This window comes from Microbacterium istanbulense (assembly GCF_037204145.1).
In the GTDB taxonomy this organism is placed as follows: domain Bacteria; phylum Actinomycetota; class Actinomycetes; order Actinomycetales; family Microbacteriaceae; genus Microbacterium; species Microbacterium istanbulense.
Genome location: NZ_JBBDGN010000001.1, coordinates 487,182 through 503,286 on the forward strand (window position 1 = coordinate 487,182; position 16,105 = coordinate 503,286).

At 68.1% G+C, this 16,105-nt stretch carries 17 protein-coding genes; 2 read left to right on the forward strand and 15 right to left on the reverse strand.

What is annotated here, in order from left to right; all coding sequences use genetic code 11:
* The first annotated feature begins 3 nt into the window (after positions 1–3).
* The gene (locus WDU93_RS02405) at positions 4–1,266 is read left to right on the forward strand and encodes a hypothetical protein (protein WP_337316980.1); all 1,263 of its coding nucleotides are present in this window, start codon (positions 4–6) and stop codon (positions 1,264–1,266) included.
* Here WDU93_RS02405 and corA read toward each other — a convergent pair.
* From corA to WDU93_RS02435, 6 genes are read right to left on the reverse strand one after another with little or no spacing between them, the layout of a single operon-like run.
* Positions 1,244–2,257 carry a magnesium/cobalt transporter CorA gene (gene corA, locus WDU93_RS02410; RefSeq protein WP_337316982.1) on the reverse strand — a complete coding sequence of 338 codons (1,014 nt, stop codon included), beginning with the start codon at positions 2,255–2,257 and terminating at the stop codon, positions 1,244–1,246. The two genes, WDU93_RS02405 and corA, sit on opposite strands and share 23 nt — an antisense overlap.
* A gap of 14 nt (positions 2,258–2,271) precedes the next feature.
* Positions 2,272–2,862: a copper resistance CopC family protein gene (locus WDU93_RS02415; RefSeq protein WP_337316983.1), complete on the reverse strand. Its 591-nt coding sequence runs from the start codon at positions 2,860–2,862 to the stop codon at positions 2,272–2,274.
* 54 nt (positions 2,863–2,916) lie between these two features.
* A complete protein-coding gene (locus WDU93_RS02420) occupies positions 2,917–3,513 on the reverse strand; it encodes a hypothetical protein (RefSeq protein WP_337316986.1) in 597 nt (198 codons plus the stop codon).
* Between the two features lie 34 nt (positions 3,514–3,547).
* Positions 3,548–4,459 carry an EamA family transporter gene (locus WDU93_RS02425; protein WP_337316988.1) on the reverse strand — a complete coding sequence of 304 codons (912 nt, stop codon included), beginning with the start codon at positions 4,457–4,459 and terminating at the stop codon, positions 3,548–3,550.
* On the reverse strand, positions 4,456–5,733 hold the full coding sequence (locus WDU93_RS02430; protein WP_337316991.1) for a serine hydrolase domain-containing protein: 1,278 nt from the start codon (positions 5,731–5,733) through the stop codon (positions 4,456–4,458). The genes WDU93_RS02425 and WDU93_RS02430 overlap by 4 nt, the downstream gene beginning before the upstream one ends.
* A gap of 37 nt (positions 5,734–5,770) precedes the next feature.
* Positions 5,771–7,144 (reverse strand): ATP-dependent DNA helicase, encoded by a 1,374-nt coding sequence (locus WDU93_RS02435; protein WP_420064031.1) that lies wholly within the window; start codon positions 7,142–7,144, stop codon positions 5,771–5,773.
* Positions 7,145–7,212: 68 nt separating this feature from the next.
* On the opposite strand from WDU93_RS02435, the gene WDU93_RS02440 reads away from it, so the two are divergent.
* Positions 7,213–8,280, forward strand: coding sequence for a hypothetical protein (locus WDU93_RS02440; protein WP_337316996.1), 1,068 nt, complete (start codon positions 7,213–7,215; stop codon positions 8,278–8,280).
* A 19-nt stretch (positions 8,281–8,299) separates the two neighbouring features.
* Here WDU93_RS02440 and WDU93_RS02445 read toward each other — a convergent pair whose 3' ends face one another.
* The 9 genes from WDU93_RS02445 to WDU93_RS02485 all read right to left on the reverse strand — a co-directional run bounded on the left by WDU93_RS02445 (position 8,300) and on the right by WDU93_RS02485 (position 15,925).
* A complete protein-coding gene (locus WDU93_RS02445) occupies positions 8,300–10,327 on the reverse strand; it encodes a bifunctional copper resistance protein CopD/cytochrome c oxidase assembly protein (protein ID WP_337316998.1) in 2,028 nt (675 codons plus the stop codon).
* A 70-nt stretch (positions 10,328–10,397) separates the two neighbouring features.
* The gene (locus tag WDU93_RS02450) at positions 10,398–10,685 is read right to left on the reverse strand and encodes an HU family DNA-binding protein (RefSeq protein ID WP_285638350.1); all 288 of its coding nucleotides are present in this window, start codon (positions 10,683–10,685) and stop codon (positions 10,398–10,400) included.
* Between the two features lie 285 nt (positions 10,686–10,970).
* A complete protein-coding gene (locus WDU93_RS02455; protein WP_337317004.1) occupies positions 10,971–11,795 on the reverse strand; it encodes a type IV toxin-antitoxin system AbiEi family antitoxin domain-containing protein in 825 nt (274 codons plus the stop codon).
* 244 nt (positions 11,796–12,039) lie between these two features.
* Complete coding sequence (rpsN, locus tag WDU93_RS02460; protein WP_337317007.1) at positions 12,040–12,345, reverse strand: 30S ribosomal protein S14; 306 nt, start codon at positions 12,343–12,345, stop codon at positions 12,040–12,042.
* Positions 12,346–12,347: 2 nt separating this feature from the next.
* The gene (gene rpmG / locus WDU93_RS02465) at positions 12,348–12,518 is read right to left on the reverse strand and encodes a 50S ribosomal protein L33 (protein ID WP_337317011.1); all 171 of its coding nucleotides are present in this window, start codon (positions 12,516–12,518) and stop codon (positions 12,348–12,350) included.
* Positions 12,518–12,754 carry a 50S ribosomal protein L28 gene (gene rpmB / locus WDU93_RS02470; protein WP_337317014.1) on the reverse strand — a complete coding sequence of 79 codons (237 nt, stop codon included), beginning with the start codon at positions 12,752–12,754 and terminating at the stop codon, positions 12,518–12,520. The genes rpmG and rpmB overlap by 1 nt, the downstream gene beginning before the upstream one ends.
* Before the next feature lie 158 nt (positions 12,755–12,912).
* Positions 12,913–13,752 (reverse strand): carbohydrate ABC transporter permease, encoded by an 840-nt coding sequence (locus WDU93_RS02475; protein ID WP_337317016.1) that lies wholly within the window; start codon positions 13,750–13,752, stop codon positions 12,913–12,915.
* Positions 13,749–14,681: a carbohydrate ABC transporter permease gene (locus tag WDU93_RS02480; protein ID WP_337317019.1), complete on the reverse strand. Its 933-nt coding sequence runs from the start codon at positions 14,679–14,681 to the stop codon at positions 13,749–13,751. Before WDU93_RS02480 ends, WDU93_RS02475 begins: the two co-directional genes overlap by 4 nt.
* The gene (locus tag WDU93_RS02485; protein ID WP_337317022.1) at positions 14,678–15,925 is read right to left on the reverse strand and encodes an ABC transporter substrate-binding protein; all 1,248 of its coding nucleotides are present in this window, start codon (positions 15,923–15,925) and stop codon (positions 14,678–14,680) included. Before WDU93_RS02485 ends, WDU93_RS02480 begins: the two co-directional genes overlap by 4 nt.
* Positions 15,926–16,105 lie beyond the last annotated feature (180 nt).

The following is a 16,105-nucleotide window of genomic DNA, read 5'->3' on the forward strand; positions in this document are numbered from 1 at the left end:
TCCGTGAGCACCACCACCCTGAAGACCCTCGGCAGCGCGCCGGCCATCAACCGCGGCGCCGACCAGTGGTTCCGCGAACTCGGCCTGCCGACGTTCGTACCGTTGCGCCGCTGGTTCACCGATCTGCCGCGGCGCGTCGCCCCGCTCATCCTGTGGGTCACGATCATCAGCCTGCTGCTGCGGGATGCCCTGGACGAGACGATCGCGGCCAGCGTGGAGCTGCTGGGAGAGGTCGACGGATGGCTGGTGTCGCTCTCGGTCGTGGTGATCGTGCTGATCAGCGCCGCCCTGGCCTGGGCCGGCTACGGCATCCTGCGCGCGGTGCTGCGGCGGGTCCCGCGGGTGGCGGGGAACGTCATCGCCGGCCTCATCATCGTGGCCTGCCTGGCCGCCGTCATCATCGTCGGCTACGCCACCGACCCTCGCGCCACCGTCAGCCCCGTCGTCGGCGCGCTCGGCATCCTGCTGCTGTGCGCACTCGTGACCGGGATGGGCGGCGGCGCCCTCGTCTCCTGGGCGGCGCGCCTCGCCGTGCGCAACGCCTCGGCGGTGAGCAACATGGCATCCATCGCCCTGCCGGTGATCCTCATGCTCGTCGTGTTCGCGTTCTTCTCGGCCGAGGTGTGGCAGATGGCGACCGCGCTCACCCCGTTGTCGCTCGCGCTCGTCGGTCTCTTCGTCGGCGGCCTGGCCGTCGCGGTCGTGCTGCGGGTCTGTGCCTCCGAGATCGACGAGATGAAGCAGACCCTCTCTCGCGAAGAGCGTGCAGCGATGCTCGTCGACAGCCCTGCCGCGAACCGCGAGCTCGTCAGCGACGCGACGCAGCCGCTCGGGCTGGCACAGCGCGGCAACATCCTGTTGGTGATGGCGGTGGCGCAGCTGCTGCAGGCCCTCTTCTTCGCCGGCCTGCTGTGGACCCTCCTGGTCGCGCTCGGCGCGGTCGCTGTGCCGCCCGGTGTCATCGGCCTGTGGCTCGGCGCCGGCAGCCCCGAGCAGCCGATGACCATCGAGTACGTCAGCGTCGGGGGCGTGACCCTGCCCCTCACCTACAACCTGTTCAAGGCCGCAGCGCTGCTCTCGCTGATCGCCACGCTGCCGTTCGTGTTCTCGGCCGTCAGCGAGCAGCGCTACCGGGAGCGGTTCTTCGACCCGATCATGGCCGACATGCGCCGCGCCATCGTGGTGCGCGATGCGCTCACCGCTCCGCACAAGCCCCGCCGATCGCGCGGCCGCGGCGACGAGGTCAGAACCAGCCCTTCCGCTTGAACACGGCGTACAGGCCGGCGCCGACGGCGACCATCAGCCCGAGCGCCATCGGGTAGCCCCACACCCAGTGCAGCTCAGGCATGTGATCGAAGTTCATGCCGTAGATGCTGCCCACGAGGGTCGGAGCGAAGATGATGGCCGCCCAGCCCGAGATCTTCTTGACCTCTTCGTTCTGCCGGATGCCGAGCTCGGTCATCCGCCGCATCTCCTCGTTCTGGCGGCGGCCGACGATCGTCGCCTCGACCGTGAGCGCGTTATCGAGGATGCTGCGGAACGAGCTCGCGCGCTCGGCGATGCGGATGGTGTGGTCCTGCACGTCACGCAGGCGGCGCATGAGCTCGCGATCGACCGGATGCTGCTCGCCACCGCGCAGCACCTCGACCATCGCGGTGAGCGGGGCCACCGCCCGCTGGAAGTCGATCACCTCGCGGGCGAGGTCGTAGATGCGCTGGGTGGCATCGACATCCTCCTCGAAGAGCTGCGTCTCGATCTCGTCGATGTCGTTCTCCAGGCCCGCGAGCACGGGGGCGTACTCATCCACGACCTCATCGACAATGGCGTACAGCACGGCCTCCGGCCCGAGGGCGAGCAGCTCGGGGTCATGTTCGAGCCGCTCGCGCACCCGGGCCAGATCCGGCCGTTCCGCATGTCTCACCGTGACGACGAAGTCGGGGCCGACGAAGATGTGCACCTCGCCGAACTCCACGCGCTCCTGGGCATCCACGTACCGGGCCGGGCGCAGTACGACAAACAGTCCCTCGCCGTAGCGCTCAATTTTGGGGCGCTGGTGACCGGCGAGGGCGTCTTCCACCGCGAGCTCGTGCAGTCCGAACTCCTGGGCGACCGCCTGCAGTTCGGGTTCGGTGGGCCGGTACAGGCCGATCCAGCCCATGCCGCCCCGGCTCCGCATGAGCCGGAAGGTCTCATCCAGGCTGCGCGGATTCTCGGTGCGGACACCATCGACGTAGATGCCGTTGTCGATGATCGTCATGGGCGAACTTTATCTCAGGCCTTGCGCTTGCGCGCGAGCATGACCCACACCACGACACCGACGAGGGCGAGCACACCGACGAGGCCGATCAGCGCACCAGGCAGGTAGTCGGCAGCGCCCTCTTCGGGCGTCGCGCTGGGGGTCGGTTCAGCCGACGCATCGGCCGACGGCGCCGCAGTCGACTGCTCCGGTTCGGCGCTCGGGGTGGCCGCCGCCTCCGGGGCGTCGACGCGGAAGGAGTAGTCGCCCGACGTGGGGTGACCATCGCTCGAGACGACCTGCCAGGTGACGCTGTAGGCGCCGTTCGGCACGCCGGTCTTCAGCGGCACGCTGACCGTGTCGGCCTGCACGGTGGGGGCACCGTCGACCCAGTCGGTGCCGCTCTCATCGGTGACGACGATCGCGGTTCCCGAACTCGCCTCGTCGATCGAGAGCAGGTTGCTCGAGAAGGTCAGGGTCAGCTGCTCGGGGGCCTCGGTGAGCACGGCGTCGGCGGCAGGATCGGCCGAGACGAGCTCGTCGTGCGCCGAGGCGGGAGCGGCGGCAAACAGGACGGCGGCGGTCGCGACGGCGGCGCCGGCCAGCAGGGTACGGATACGGGACATGGGTTACCTCTTTCGGATGCCGCAGACGCGGCGGTGTCTGGTCTGTGATGGGGGTCAGATCAGACGAAGAGGAGGCCCACGTCGCCGCAGGGCGGAGAGCAGCGGGTCACGGCGCAGCGGCGCCCGCGTGATCGCCCAGCGTCGGCGCACACCCACCGGAGACGGCGCCGGCACGGGCACGATGATGAGGCGACGGGCCCAGGCCACCAGTTCGGCCGCGAGCACCGACAGCGCCTGCACGGTCCGCTCGCCACGGTGCAGCAGCGCGATCGTGCACACCGCCGCCGCGACATGAGCGAGCCACATCCCGGCATCCTCGGGCACGAACGCCGCAGCTCCCGTCGCCGGCAGCAGGATCGGGGCACCGTGGTCATGCGCGGTCGGGCCGGCCTGCGGCGTGATCGTGCCGAGCACGAAGAGCACGTGAAAGAGCGCCTGCGACAGCAGCACGGACGCGCTCAGCCGCAGCAGCGACAGGCGCCTGCCGGCCAGCAGCGTGCAGACCATGACCGAGAGCACCCACGGCACGGCGACGCCCAGCATCCCTGGCATCGCACCGCCCACCCAGACGTGCGACGCGAGCGCGACGAACGTCGCGATCGAGGCGGCGAGCGACCCACGGATCAGGTGGGCCCTGCGGGTGGGGCGCATCTGTCCATCCTCCCACGCGCCTCTGGGGGCTCCGTCAGGAGACCGGCGTCGGAACGGGGGTGGTCGGGGTGCCGAGCGCGGGTCCGTCGGGGCGATCGCGACCCGCCCACACGGCACCGGCACTGGCGATCACGACCAGCGCGATGCCGATCACCTCCAGCACGCTGAGGTGCTGTCCGAGCAGCAGGAACCCGGCGAGACTCGCCGTCGCCGGCCCGAGACTCATCAGCACCCCGAACACAGCGGGGGCCAGTCGCCGCAGGGCGATCAGTTCGAGGGCGTACGGGATGGTCGACGAGAGCACGGCGACGGCAGCGCCGAGCGCGACGAGTTCCAGACGCAGCAGCGACGCCCCGGCATCCACGATGCCGAAGGGCAGCGACAGCACCGCCCCGAAGATCATCGCCAGCGCCAGCCCGTCCAACCGCTCGAACTCCTGCCCCACGCGCGCGGAGGCGAGGATGTAGCCGGCCCAGCTCGCCGCGGCGCCGAGGGCGAACAGCACGCCGGTCACGGTGAGGCGGTCCCAGCCACCGCCACCGAGGGCCAGGATGCCGAGCAGCGCCAGCCCTGCCCATAGCCACGCCGCCCGCGAGCGGGCGACGGCCACGGCGAGCGCGAGCGGCCCGAGCACCTCGATCGTGACCGTCACGCCGAGGGGGAGTTCACGCAGGGCGAGGTAGAACAGCCCGTTCATCAGCGCCAGCACACCGCCGAGCATCAGCGCGGCGCGCCACGCGTGTGCCGAATGCCCGCGCAGGGACGGGCGCGCGATGAGCGTGAGGATGAGCGCCGAGAAGACCAGGCGCAGCATGACCATGCCCAGCGGCCCCATCTGCGGGAACAGCAGCACCGCGAGCGAGGCGCCGACCTCCTGACAGATCAGTCCGACCGCGACGAGCCCGACCGCGACGCTGCGCGAGCCGGATGCCACAGCCGCACTCACTCCGCGGGGGGAGCGACGCAGGTCTTGGTCTCGGCGATCTTCGCCTGGTACTGCTCAGCCGTGAACGGCAGACCGAACTCGGGGACGGTCTGCCCCTCGGCGGCGGGTGCCTTCGAGGCGATCGCCGCAAGCTGCCAGGCGAGGTAGGTGGCGGTGCTGCCCGATGACGAGTTGTTCATGCTGACCGCGACCGTGAAGCCGGTCGCCGGGTCGGAGAAGGCAGCCGTCGAGTAGCCGAGGATCGACCCCTGCTGGCCGATCATCGATCCGACGAGGTACGCGCCTCCGGTGGTCTGATACCAGGAGGCCGACTTGTCGGAGATGGGCAGCGGCTCCGCGTAACGGGCGGGCTTGGCCCCCTCCGGCCGCAGTGCCTGGCGCGCCTCGGCCTGCACATAACGGCCGAGCTCTTCGATCGTCGTCGTCACGCCCGAATCGGTGAACCCGGCACTGGCCGACATCGTGGTCGCCTCGACCGGGGCCGTGCAGTTGTACCCGCCCTCGAGCTTGGGCAGATAGTTGCCGGCCATCGCCGGCGACGGAGCCGGGTCGGCGGCCTCATCGCCGGGCAGCTCGGTCGCCTCCAGGCCCAGCGGCTGGGTGACGTACTCGGCGATCAGCTCACTGGCCGTCTTGCCCGAGGCACGCTCCAGGGCCATGCCGAGCATGAGGTAGCCGGCATCCGAGTCGCGGTACACGCCGACCTCGCTGCGCTTCTCGCCGAGGCCGAAGCTGGCCAGCTGCAGCGGAGCCCACACCCGGCCGGGGGTGTTCATCAGGTATGGCTGCACCGTGGCCTTCGACGACCCGATACCGGCGGTGCCGTTGCACAGGTCGAGCAGGGTGACGTCCTCCATGTCGGCGACGCCGGGCACATAGTCGGGCACCGCACCGTCGAGCGGGATGAGCTTCTCGTCGGCCATGCCGTACAGCACATCGCAGGTCATCTGCCTGGTCACCGTCGCCGCACGGAACGACATGTCGGTGGTGACCTTCTGGTCGCCGGCGGCGCCCTGGGTACCCGTGGCCGACACCCAGGTGCCGCTCCACGGCACCCACACGCCCACGACGGCACCGGGGGTGCCGCTGACCTCGAGCGCCTGATCGACGGCGGCCTGCAGCTGAGCGACGGTGTCGCCCGGCAGCTCGCCCTCGGCCTGAGCCGGCGGCGTGTAGGTGAGCGTCTCATCGCCAGAGCATCCGGTCAGGGCGAGCGTGAGCACGACGGCGGCACCGATGGCGGCGCGCAGACGGCGCGACGAACGTAGCTGCATGCTTGGAGTCTAGAGGCCGGATGCTGAGAGGCGGCCTTTACGAGGTGGCCTGGCGGGCCTCCCACGCCTCACGCATGAAGCGGCGCACGTCTTCGTCGACGAGGATGTCGCGGGGCCGGAGCGGCCGCGACAGGTAGAGCCCGTCGATCGAGGTGAGCCGTGACAGCGCCACATAGGTCTGCCCGGGAGCGAAAGCCCCTGAGCCCAGATCGATGACCGCGCGGTCGTACGTCTTGCCCTGCGACTTGTGGATGGTCACGGCCCACGCCAGGCGCAACGGGAACTGGGTGAACTCGGCCACCACCTCGCGCGAGAGCGTCTTCGTGCCGGGGTTGTAGGCGTAGCGGTACCGCTCCCAGACCGCCGGTTCGACGTCGAACTCGTCCCCGTCGACATCCACGCGCACCGTGCCGCCGAGGATGCGCGTCACCGTGCCGATCGAGCCGTTCACCCACCGTGGGGGTTCACCGCCCATCCCGGTGTCATTGCGCAGGAACATCACCTGCGCGCCCACCTTGAGCTTGAGTTCGGCGTCGGCGGGATAGTTCGCCTCGCCGCGTCCGAAGTCGCCGCTCACCTCGGCCGTCGCGGTCTGCGCCTTGCCCGGCAGCGCCTCGAGGTGGCGCCGGTTGATGCCGTTGACGATGTCGTTGCGGGTGGCGAGCGTGATGATCGGCACCTCGCCCGGTTCCGGCTCCGGCGGGGTACGGGCACCGTGCGCGTTGAGCACCTCGGCGATGTCGGCCGTCACCCGTCCGTAGCGCACCGCGTTGAGCATCGCCTTGAACCCGTCATCGGACTGACGGTGGATCTGCACCAGCTCCCGCACGTGCAGCGGCGCGCCGGGCAGATCGATGTCGAGCAGCCCACCGTCCGCGGTGGAGAGGCCCCCGGTCCACACCTTGGCGTCGAAGAACCAGAACGAGCGGTAGTGATCCCGGATGTAGCGCAGCTCATCGCCGCGCGGCGGCACAGGAGCCAGCTGGTACGGATCGCCGAACATCACCACCTGCACGCCGCCGAAGGGCTGCGAGCGCCGCCCCCTGGCCTGGCGCAGCGACCGGTCGATGGCATCCATCAGGTCGGCGTTGACCATCGATATCTCGTCGATCACGAGGGTCTCGATCGCGTTGAGGATGCGGCGGGTGGCATCCGACTGCTCGATCTCCTGCTCGGCGATCAGCCCGATCGGCAGACGGAACAGCGAATGGATCGTCTGGCCCTCGACGTTCAGCGCCGCCACCCCGGTGGGGGCGCAGATCGCGATCTGCTTCTTGGTGTTCCACGCGAAGTGCTGCAGCAGGGTCGACTTGCCCGTGCCGGCACGCCCCGTGATGAACACGTGCTCCGACGTGCCCTCGATCAGCTCGAACAGCTCCTGCTGTTCGGCCGAGAGGGTGGGGGAAGACACGCCCCCCATGCTAAGCCGCGCGGTGCACGCTCGGCGTCGTCCCAGGGGCGCGCTCCTAGACTGGCGCCATGCCGGAGGCACAGCGGGGGAATCGACGTCAGGCGCGCCTGTCGTCGGATCTGACGATCCTCGCCGTCATCGGCATCCTGCTCGCCGCCGCCCTCACCGCCGGCGGCCAAGCCGTGTACCAGCAGTTCTACGGCCCCTCCGCCTTCGTCGGCCGCTACCTCGAGCTGCTCTCGGACGGTCGCGCGGCCGACGCGCTGCAGATCCCCGGCGTCGCAGTCGACAGCGCCGTGCTCGAGCAGACCGGCCTGGACCCCACGGCATCCGAGGCGCTGCTGCGCCACGCCGCGCTCGCCCCGCTCGACGACGTCGAGATCATCGGCGAGAAGCAGGACGGCGATGTCGTGACGGTCACCGCCGACTACAGCGCCGGTGGTGTGAGCGGCACCACGAGCTTCCTGGTCGTACAGGACGGCTGGATGGGTGTCGTGCCCAACTGGCGCTTCGCCGCCAGCCCGCTCGCCGAGATCGACCTCACCCTCCGCGGTGCGGATCAATTCTCGGTGAACGGTTTCGAGATCGATCGCCGGCAGGTGTCGGTCGACGGGATGGATGCCAAGGCCGACGACCCGCTGCCGCTGCTGGTGTTCACCCCAGGGGTGTACTCGGTGACCGTCGACACGGCCATCTCGAGCACGCCGGGCCTCAGCGTGCTGGCCGACTCACCGCTCGCCCGCACCCCGGTGCAGGTGCAGGCGGAGCCGACGGCGGAGTTCATCAAGGTCGTGCAGGATCGCGTCACCGAGTTCCTCACCGCCTGCGCCACGCAGGAGGTGCTGCAGCCGACCGCCTGCCCGTTCGGGTACGAGGTGCAGAACCGGGTGGTCTCGACCCCGAAGTGGTCGATCGAGCGGCATCCGAAAGTCTCGGTCGTGCCCGACGGCGAGCACTGGGCTATCCCCGCGACCACCGCGGTGGCGCGCATCCAGGTCGACATCATGTCGCTGTTCGACGGTCACGTCGACAAGGTCACCGAGGATGTGCCGTTCCGCGTCGATGGGACGATCACGATCCTCGCCGACGGTTCGGCGTCGATCATGGTCGGCTCCCCCGACGCCGACCTGGACTGATTCCTCGGTCGATCCTGGCTCAGCCGTTCGAGCGGCGGTCGCGCTCGGCGAGCGCCGCGAGCTGGGCGTTGTACTCCGCAAGCTCGGCGTCGCCGGTGCGGTCGGCGTGCCGATCGCGGCGCTTCTGCAGGCGGGCATCCGACCGCGACCACTGGATCGCCACGGTGATCGCGAGGATCAGCGTGGGAATCTCGCCGATGGACCAGGCGATGCCGCCGCCGATGTACTGGTCTTCCATGGGCGTCGGCCCCCAGGTGCGACCCATGGAGCCGAACCATTCGGCGACCATCAGACCCTCCTGCATCATCAGCGCCATGCCGAAGAACGCATGCATCGCCATCACCGCGATGAGGGTGATGAGCCGGCCCGGGTAGGGCAGGCGGTAGGGCACCGGGTCGATGCCCACGAGTGACATGACGAACAGGTAGCCCGAGATGAGGAAGTGGATGATCATCCACTCGTGCCCCAGGTGGTCGTACATCGACCAGCGCACGAGGTCGGTGAAGTAGAACGCCCACAGCGAGACGATGAAGATCGCCGCTGCGACGAACGGCTGGGTGAGGATGCGGGATGCCGGCGAGTGCACGGCCCACATGATCCACTCGCGCCCGCCACGGGTGCCGTCAGTGCGCTTGTGGATCGCGCGCAGCGCGAGCGTGATCGGTGCCGACGACACCAGCAGCAGCGGGATCGCCATGGAGAGCATCATGTGCCCGAGCATGTGGATCGAGAAGAGGTACTCCTGGTACGCGTTGATCGGCCCGCAGGTCACCCAGATCAGCAGCAGGATGCCGGCGACCCAGAAGATCGTGCGGTAGATCGGCCAGGCATCGCCCCGAGCCCGCAGACGGCGGACGCCGGCGAGGTAGAAGAACAGGCCCAGAGCACCGGCGACCAGCCACAGGATGTCGATGTCGAAGCTGGTGAACCAGCGGTCGAGCGTGAACTCCGGCGGCAACGGCTGCGTGGTGAGGCGCTCGGCCGGGGTCTGTGCGGCCGGAGCCTCGTCGCCGACCGGCGGAGGTGTGCGGGCGAGCGCGGCGGCCGCCCCCGATGCCAAGCCCATCAGGGCCAGTTCGCCGAGGACGAGAGCCCAGAACGAGCGGGCGGCGTGCGGACCGTCAAGGTGCGGGATGAGACGCAGGCGGTACCAGAGGCCGAACAGGCCGAGCCCCACCAGCAGCGCCGCCTTGGCCAGCATGATCAGGCCGTAGGGGCTCCACAGGGCGTTCCAGTCGCCGAGGGCGACGGCGCCGCGGGCGATACCGGAGACGGCGACGACGGCGAACGCCGCGAGCGCGAGCGAGGAGTATCGCGAGACGAGGGCGCGCAGGTCTGTGGCATCCGTGCCGCGCTTCTTCGCCGACGTGCGGAGGGCGGTGGACTGGCGCAGGAGCACAAGCAGGAGCAGACCTCCGAGCCAGACGGCGGCACCGACCGTGTGCAGCAGGATGGCGTTGACCGCGAGGGTGTGACCGGAGAGGTCACCGTTGTGGCCCTGCGTGGCCATGGGGATGAGGGATGCCGCGGCGAGGATCGCGGTGAGCAGCGTGCCCGTCCAGTTGCGCCAGGCGAAGGCCATCACGGTGACGACGGCACCCATGAGCGTGGTGATCAACCAGGCCTGACCGAGCGGGATCTCGAGCAGGAAGGAGCCGAACTGCTCGCCGAAGGCCTGACCGGAGCTGAGCTTCGGGTTGAAAGCGGCCATGAAGGTGAGGAACGCGGTCAGACCCGAGCTGACAGTGAACACGGCGGCGCCGACGGATGCCGTGTCGACGGAGAGGTCGAAGGGGCGAGAGCCACTGCGGAGGGCGAACAGGGCCAGCACGAGCGAGCCGAGCATGGCCGCCGCGCCGAGGTTGCTGATGAGCTTGGCGGTCGGCAGCCCCCACAGCACGACGGGGCCCGGATCGACCAGCAACGGGGCCTGCGCTCCCCCGCCGACGGCGAGGGCGACGACGAGGGCAGCCAGGGCAGCGACGATGAGGATCGACAGGCCTGCGATGCGGTAGCCACGAGGGGCAGGGACAGCAGGCACGTTCACCCCTCCAGCCTAGGCGGGGAAAGACGAAGGGCCGCTCCCCCGAAGGAGAACGGCCCTGAGTCTGGGTGCCTTACTTGACGGCAGCCTTCAGCTTCGAACCAGCGGTCACCTTGACGCGCTTGCCGGCCGGGATCTTGATCTCGGCGCCGGTCTGCGGGTTGCGGCCGGTGCGAGCGGCGGTCGCGACCTGCTCGAAGGAGATCCAGCCCGGGATCGAGACCTTGCTGCCCTTGGCAACAGCGTCGGAGACGGTGCCGAAGAGCGAGTCGAGGACGCGCGAGACGGTGGCCTGGCTCTCGCCGGTGGCGGAAGCGATGCTCGCGACGAGCTCGGTCTTGGTGATGGACTTGTCAGCCATGTCATCCTCCAGCGACGAGGGTCCCGTCGCATCGTGTTGATTTCGGCGGATGCCCGCCGTTGGTCGAGTGACCGCCTCGAATGTATCAACGCCCACCCCCATTTCCGCGTCATTTCGCGGGTTTTGGGGGTTTTTGGTGGCGTGTCGCTTCACTTTCGTCACATCTGTCACAGATTTCGGGGCGTTTCGGGGCTCGTCGCGCAGTCTTGGGAGGAGTCCTCAGTGTCGGGAGGAGGATTCGGGGGCCAGCATCCTCCCCAGCCGGAGATCTCCTCCCACCAGAAGTCAGTCGGGAAGGTGCAGTCGCTGCGCGACGGCGTCCATGATCATGCCCTGCACATCGGGCCAGTGGTTGATCAGCTGGTCGTACCCGATTCTGATCACGTGGTAGCCGTGGAGCTTCAGCAGGGCGTCGTGGCGGATGTCCTTCGTTCGCTGCGCGCCCACGTGGTGAGCTCCATCGATCTGCACGACCAGGCGCTCACCGATCAGGAAGTCCACACGGTGGCCGAACAACCAGATCTGCGGCAAGATGCGCACGTTCATCCAGCTCAGGCGAGTGAAGAAGATGGTCTCCGTACCTGCATCCGCGAACGGCCGCGCCTCATCGACCAGGGCCCGCGCCGCGGGCGGGAGTGGCGCCCGACTCAAGGCGTCGAGACTGACCAGACCCTTCTTCACGGCAGACTCCCACGTCGCCAGTGCTGCCTCGTGGGGCTGGCATCCGGCCATCAGTACGAGGGCGTTCTCCAGCGAGTCCTCGCATAACTCCGGATCCCGCGGGAAGATCGGCAGGTTCCAATGCACCACCCCGCGCGTTGCGGCGGCGTGTCCGGAATGCGGGCGCGCAGCCACATGCGGCTCGGAGTGCTCGAGCACCCAGAGCCCCCGACGGGCGGCGAGCGTCACGCAGCTGAGCACGACTCCCCGACGTGCGGCCGCGACGAGCATGGCATCCGCGTCGTGCAACGCCACCCAGCCACGGCAGATGGACGAGATCTGTCCCCGCTCCCGCTCGCGCCGAAGAGTGTGTGCACTCACGCCGAGTCGTGTGAGAGTGCGCACACGGGCGACTCCCCCGTGCCTGCGAAGCGTGGCGATGGCATCCATCGCTCCACTCTGCGGTGTGCGCAGCGCGCGCGACGCACCCCTACGCGGGTTCTGTGGACAAGGCCCCGAGAAGGCCGACCTGTGCAGAGACAAGCTTGGGGAGGAGTTCTCTGTCATGGGAGGAGGATGCTGCGCCCAGGCTCCTCCCGACACAGAGAACTCCTCCCCAAAGCGGGTGCGGGCGCGCGCGGCGCGCATGCAAAAGGGGCGGAGTTCCGAAGAACCCCGCCCCTGAAGGCGATGCTTACCAGCTCGACTTGGTCACGCCGGGCAGCTCACCACGGTGTGCCATGTCACGGAAGCGGACACGCGAGATGCCGAACTTCGTGAGGACACCGCGGGGGCGGCCGTCGATGACGTCGCGCGAACGCACGCGCACCGGCGACGCGTTGCGGGGCAGCTTCTGCAGGCCGACGCGGGCAGCCTCACGGGCCTCGTCGGTCGCGTTCGGGTCGACCAGGGTCTTCTTCAGCTCAGCGCGACGCGCTGCGTAGCGCTCCACGATGACCTTGCGCTGCTCGTTACGAGCGATCTTGCTCTTCTTCGCCATGTTTAGCGCTCCTCACGGAAATCGACGTGCTGACGGATAACCGGGTCATACTTCTTCAGCACGAGGCGGTCCGGGGTGTTACGACGGTTCTTCTTGGTCACATAGGTGTAACCGGTGCCCGCCGTCGAACGGAGCTTGATGATCGGACGAACGTCCTGAGCCTTCTTGGCCATTAGAGCTTCACACCCTTCGCCTGGAGGTCCTTGACCACGCTCTCGATACCGCGCACGTCGATCACCTTGATGCCCTTGGCGGACACGTTCAGGGTGATCTTACGGCCGAGCGACGGCACGAAATAGGTCTTCTTCTGCACGTTCGGGTCGAAGCGACGCTTCGTCCGGCGGTGCGAGTGCGAGACGTTGTGACCGAAGCCGGGAACAGCTCCAGTCACCTGGCACACTGCTGCCATGATGATGACTCCTTCATTACCGTGAGGCCGGACGGCCCCACCCAAGATCCCTTGTCTGCGTGCCGTCGCCTGTCATCCGGAGGGAATCGGGGAGCGGCAGCACACGAACTGCGCACAGGAGAGCGCGCAGACAAAGAACGAGTCTATCACGCGCGCCGTCACTTCTCGTACCCGGCCACCATGCCCTTGATGAAGTAGCGCTGCAAGACGAGATAGACCAGCAGCACAGGCAGCACCGAGAGCAGGGATGCCGCGGCCGCCGCCCCCAGATCGCTGGACGAGGTCGCGAAGAACGAGCTGATCGCGGGCGCGATGGTACGCATCTCGGGACTGCGCATGAGGTACACGCTCATCGCGTACTCGTTCCACACCGCCACCCCGGTGAGGATGATGACCGTCGCGGTCACGGGCTTGAGCATCGGGAAGACCACCCGAAAGAGCAGCTGCAACCCTCGTGCCCCGTCGACAGACGCAGCCTCTTCGATCTCCACCGGCAACGCTCGCATGAACGCTGTGTAGAGGAAGATCGCCAGCGGCAGCTGCAGCGCCGTCATCACCAGGATCGTCCCGATGTGCGTGTTCACCAGCCCGAGCTTGCTCATCATCGAATACAGCGGCACGAGGATCGACAGCGGCGGCACCATGATCAGCCCGATCACGCCCGCCAGCACCAGCGTGTTGCCCACCGTCGCGCGGCGTGCGAGCGGGTAGGCGGCGAGCGCACCGAGCACGCAGACGAGCAGGGTGGTGCCGATGGTGACGATCGCGCTGTTGCCGATCGCGCGCAGGATGCCGCCGTCCTCGATCGCCGTGACGAAGTTCTGCCAGTACCAGTCCGTCGGCGGCAGCCACTGCGATGACAGGTCACTGCGCGCCTTCACCGAGGTGGTCAGAGTGATGTAGAACGGCAGCAGCTGCAGCAGCACGGCGGCGAGGACGCCGGCTCCGATGGCCACGCGCGGGAGCCAGGCGCTGCGCTGTGCGGTCTGGGTGCTCACAGCTTGTCCAGCCGTCGACGGTTCAGGGCGGTGTTCAACACGAGGGTGAGCATGGCGATGAGGGCGAACAGCACGACGCCCATCGCGGCGGCGTAACCGGCGCTCTGGTTCCCGAAGTACATCTTGGCGATGAGGGTCGAGACCGAGTTCGTGGAATAGCCGGGGCCGCCCCCGGTGAGCACCTGGACCACATCGAACAGCTTCAGACCGCCGATGAGGTTGAGCACGACGCTGGTGGCGAAGGCCGGCTGCAGCATGGGCAGCGTGATGTTCCAGAAGATCTGAGCGTCGGAGGCGCCGTCGAGCCGGGCAGCCTCGGCGTACATGGGCGGGATCGACTGCAGCCCGGCTAGGTAGATGACCATCGAGATGCCGACGAACTGCAGCGAGTTCACCAGCACGATCACGAGGATGGCCATGCCGGAGTCGCTCAGCCACGCGGTGCGTTCACCGCCGAGCGCGATGGCGAGGTCGTTGAGCCCGCCGGAGTTGTAGGCGAAGAAGAGGTAGTACATCGTGCCCATCACCACGGGCGAGACGAGCACGGGCAGGTAGATGATCGCTCTGGCGACGTTGCGCCCCCGCACCGCACGATCCAGCGCGAGGGCGAGGCCGAGACCGACTACCTGCTGCAGCAGCGTCGAGCCGACACCGTAGATGAGCGTGTTGATCAGGGCGGTGTGGAAGTTCGGGTCCTCCAGCAGGCGCAGATAGTTCTCGCCGCCGACGACCTCACTGTGGGCGCTGTAGCCGTTCCAGTTGGTCAGGGACAGCAGGATGCCGTTGACCAGCGGCCACAGCATGAAGACGCCCAGCACGAGAAGTGCGGGCAGGTACAGCAGATTGAGACTTCGGCCTGCGAAGCGGGGAACGGCCCCCCGGGTTCCCCGCTTCGCGTGCGGCCCCGTCGCCTGTGCGGCGACGGTCATCGCAGAGAGTCGTAACTCGACTTCATCTGCGCCGTTGCCTCCTCCGGGGACATCTGTCCAGTGAGAACACCATCGGTGGTGGTGACCATCGTGTCCCAGATGCCGTTGGGCAGGTACACGCGGTCGAAGTACGGCTGGAGCGGCAGGTCACCGGGCTGCACGAACTCCTCGTAGCTCGCGGTCAGAATGCCGAGATCGCTGTCGGCGTCGGTCAGACCAGGAACGCCACCGATCGCCGAAGCGAGCTTGGAGAGGTTCTCCGGCTGGGCGAGGTAGTCGAGGTAGTCGAGCGCCTGCTCCTTGTTCGGCGAGTCCTTGTCGACGCCGTAGGCGCGTCCCTCACCGCCGACCAGGAACGGGTCGCCGCTCTCGGACGGGATCGGCATGTAGCCGAGGTCGGCGTCGGGGTTGAAGCCGAGCGCCGTGGCGACGAGGTAGTTCTGCACGAAGATGAACGCCGTGTCGCCCTCAGCGAGCGCGCGGCCCAGGTCGTCGGTGGTCGCCGAGGAGTAGTCGGGGTTGATCAGCCCGTCCTGCTGCCAGGTCTGCACGTGTCCGAGCATCCGCGCGTACCCGTCCTCATCGAACGTGCCGTCGGCGAACCCGTCGAGGGTGGCCTGGTCGAAGTCGCCGGATGCCATGAAGTCGGCGATGTTGCCGGCGAACCAGTTGTCCTTGCCCGAGGACGACAGCGGGGTGACCCCCGCGGTCTTCAGCGCGCGCATGGCCTTCTCGAAGGCAGCCCAGTCGGTGAGCGTGGCGGGGTCGATGCCCGCGTCTTCCAGCACCGTGCGGTTGTAGACGATGCCGGCCACGTCGGTGTCGATGGGCAGGGCGTAGAAGTGCCCCTCGGCATCCTTCATCGCCGGCGCCAGCGCCTCATTGAAGTTCTTCGCCCACGGCTGCGTGTCGAGCGGCTCGAGGAACTCGGCGTAGCGCAGCAGCGACCAACCGTGCGTGGCCCAGATGTCGGGCTTGTCGTCCGACGCGAGGCGCACCTTGATGTCGGCCTCGTAGGTCTCGGTCGACGGCACCAACTCGATGTCGATGTCGGGGTTGTCGGCCAGGTAGGCGTCAGTGATCTCTTCGAGCACCTTCAGCGACGGGTCGGTCGCACCGAAGTTCGTCTGCATCTCGAGAGTGACGGTGTCGCCATCTGTGCCATCGGTCGCAGCGGGACTGCAGGCGCTGAGCGCGAGCGCGCCCACCGCGAAGACGGCCAGGCCGGCTATGCGTTTCGTCATGTTTTCTAACCTCACTGTCGTAAGACATCATCGTCTTCGATATTCAGCATGGCGCTTAATGGCCTCTCCGTGATACGTTACCCGCGTAGATCGCTGGGGGACAAGATCCCGGAACCTTTTTCTTAGGGGGCAAGGGTTCCGGGATCACTCCGGTGTTTGACACCCGTAGACATGTTTGAC

Excerpts from the sequence above, each read along its gene's own strand:
- rpmG (WP_337317011.1), bottom strand. The coding sequence starts at position 12,518 with ATGGCCAAGAAGGCTCAGGACGTTCGTCCGATCATCAAGCTCCGTTCG.
- rpsN (WP_337317007.1), bottom strand. The coding sequence starts at position 12,345 with ATGGCGAAGAAGAGCAAGATCGCTCGTAACGAGCAGCGCAAGGTCATC.
- corA (WP_337316982.1), bottom strand. The coding sequence starts at position 2,257 with ATGACGATCATCGACAACGGCATCTACGTCGATGGTGTCCGCACCGAG.
- WDU93_RS02455 (WP_337317004.1), bottom strand. The coding sequence starts at position 11,795 with ATGGATGCCATCGCCACGCTTCGCAGGCACGGGGGAGTCGCCCGTGTG.
- WDU93_RS02415 (WP_337316983.1), bottom strand. The coding sequence starts at position 2,862 with ATGTCCCGTATCCGTACCCTGCTGGCCGGCGCCGCCGTCGCGACCGCC.
- WDU93_RS02485 (WP_337317022.1), bottom strand. The coding sequence starts at position 15,925 with ATGACGAAACGCATAGCCGGCCTGGCCGTCTTCGCGGTGGGCGCGCTC.
- WDU93_RS02430 (WP_337316991.1), bottom strand. The coding sequence starts at position 5,733 with ATGCAGCTACGTTCGTCGCGCCGTCTGCGCGCCGCCATCGGTGCCGCC.
- WDU93_RS02420 (WP_337316986.1), bottom strand. The coding sequence starts at position 3,513 with ATGCGCCCCACCCGCAGGGCCCACCTGATCCGTGGGTCGCTCGCCGCC.
- WDU93_RS02480 (WP_337317019.1), bottom strand. The coding sequence starts at position 14,681 with ATGACCGTCGCCGCACAGGCGACGGGGCCGCACGCGAAGCGGGGAACC.
- WDU93_RS02440 (WP_337316996.1), top strand. The coding sequence starts at position 7,213 with ATGCCGGAGGCACAGCGGGGGAATCGACGTCAGGCGCGCCTGTCGTCG.
- WDU93_RS02450 (WP_285638350.1), bottom strand. The coding sequence starts at position 10,685 with ATGGCTGACAAGTCCATCACCAAGACCGAGCTCGTCGCGAGCATCGCT.
- rpmB (WP_337317014.1), bottom strand. The coding sequence starts at position 12,754 with ATGGCAGCAGTGTGCCAGGTGACTGGAGCTGTTCCCGGCTTCGGTCAC.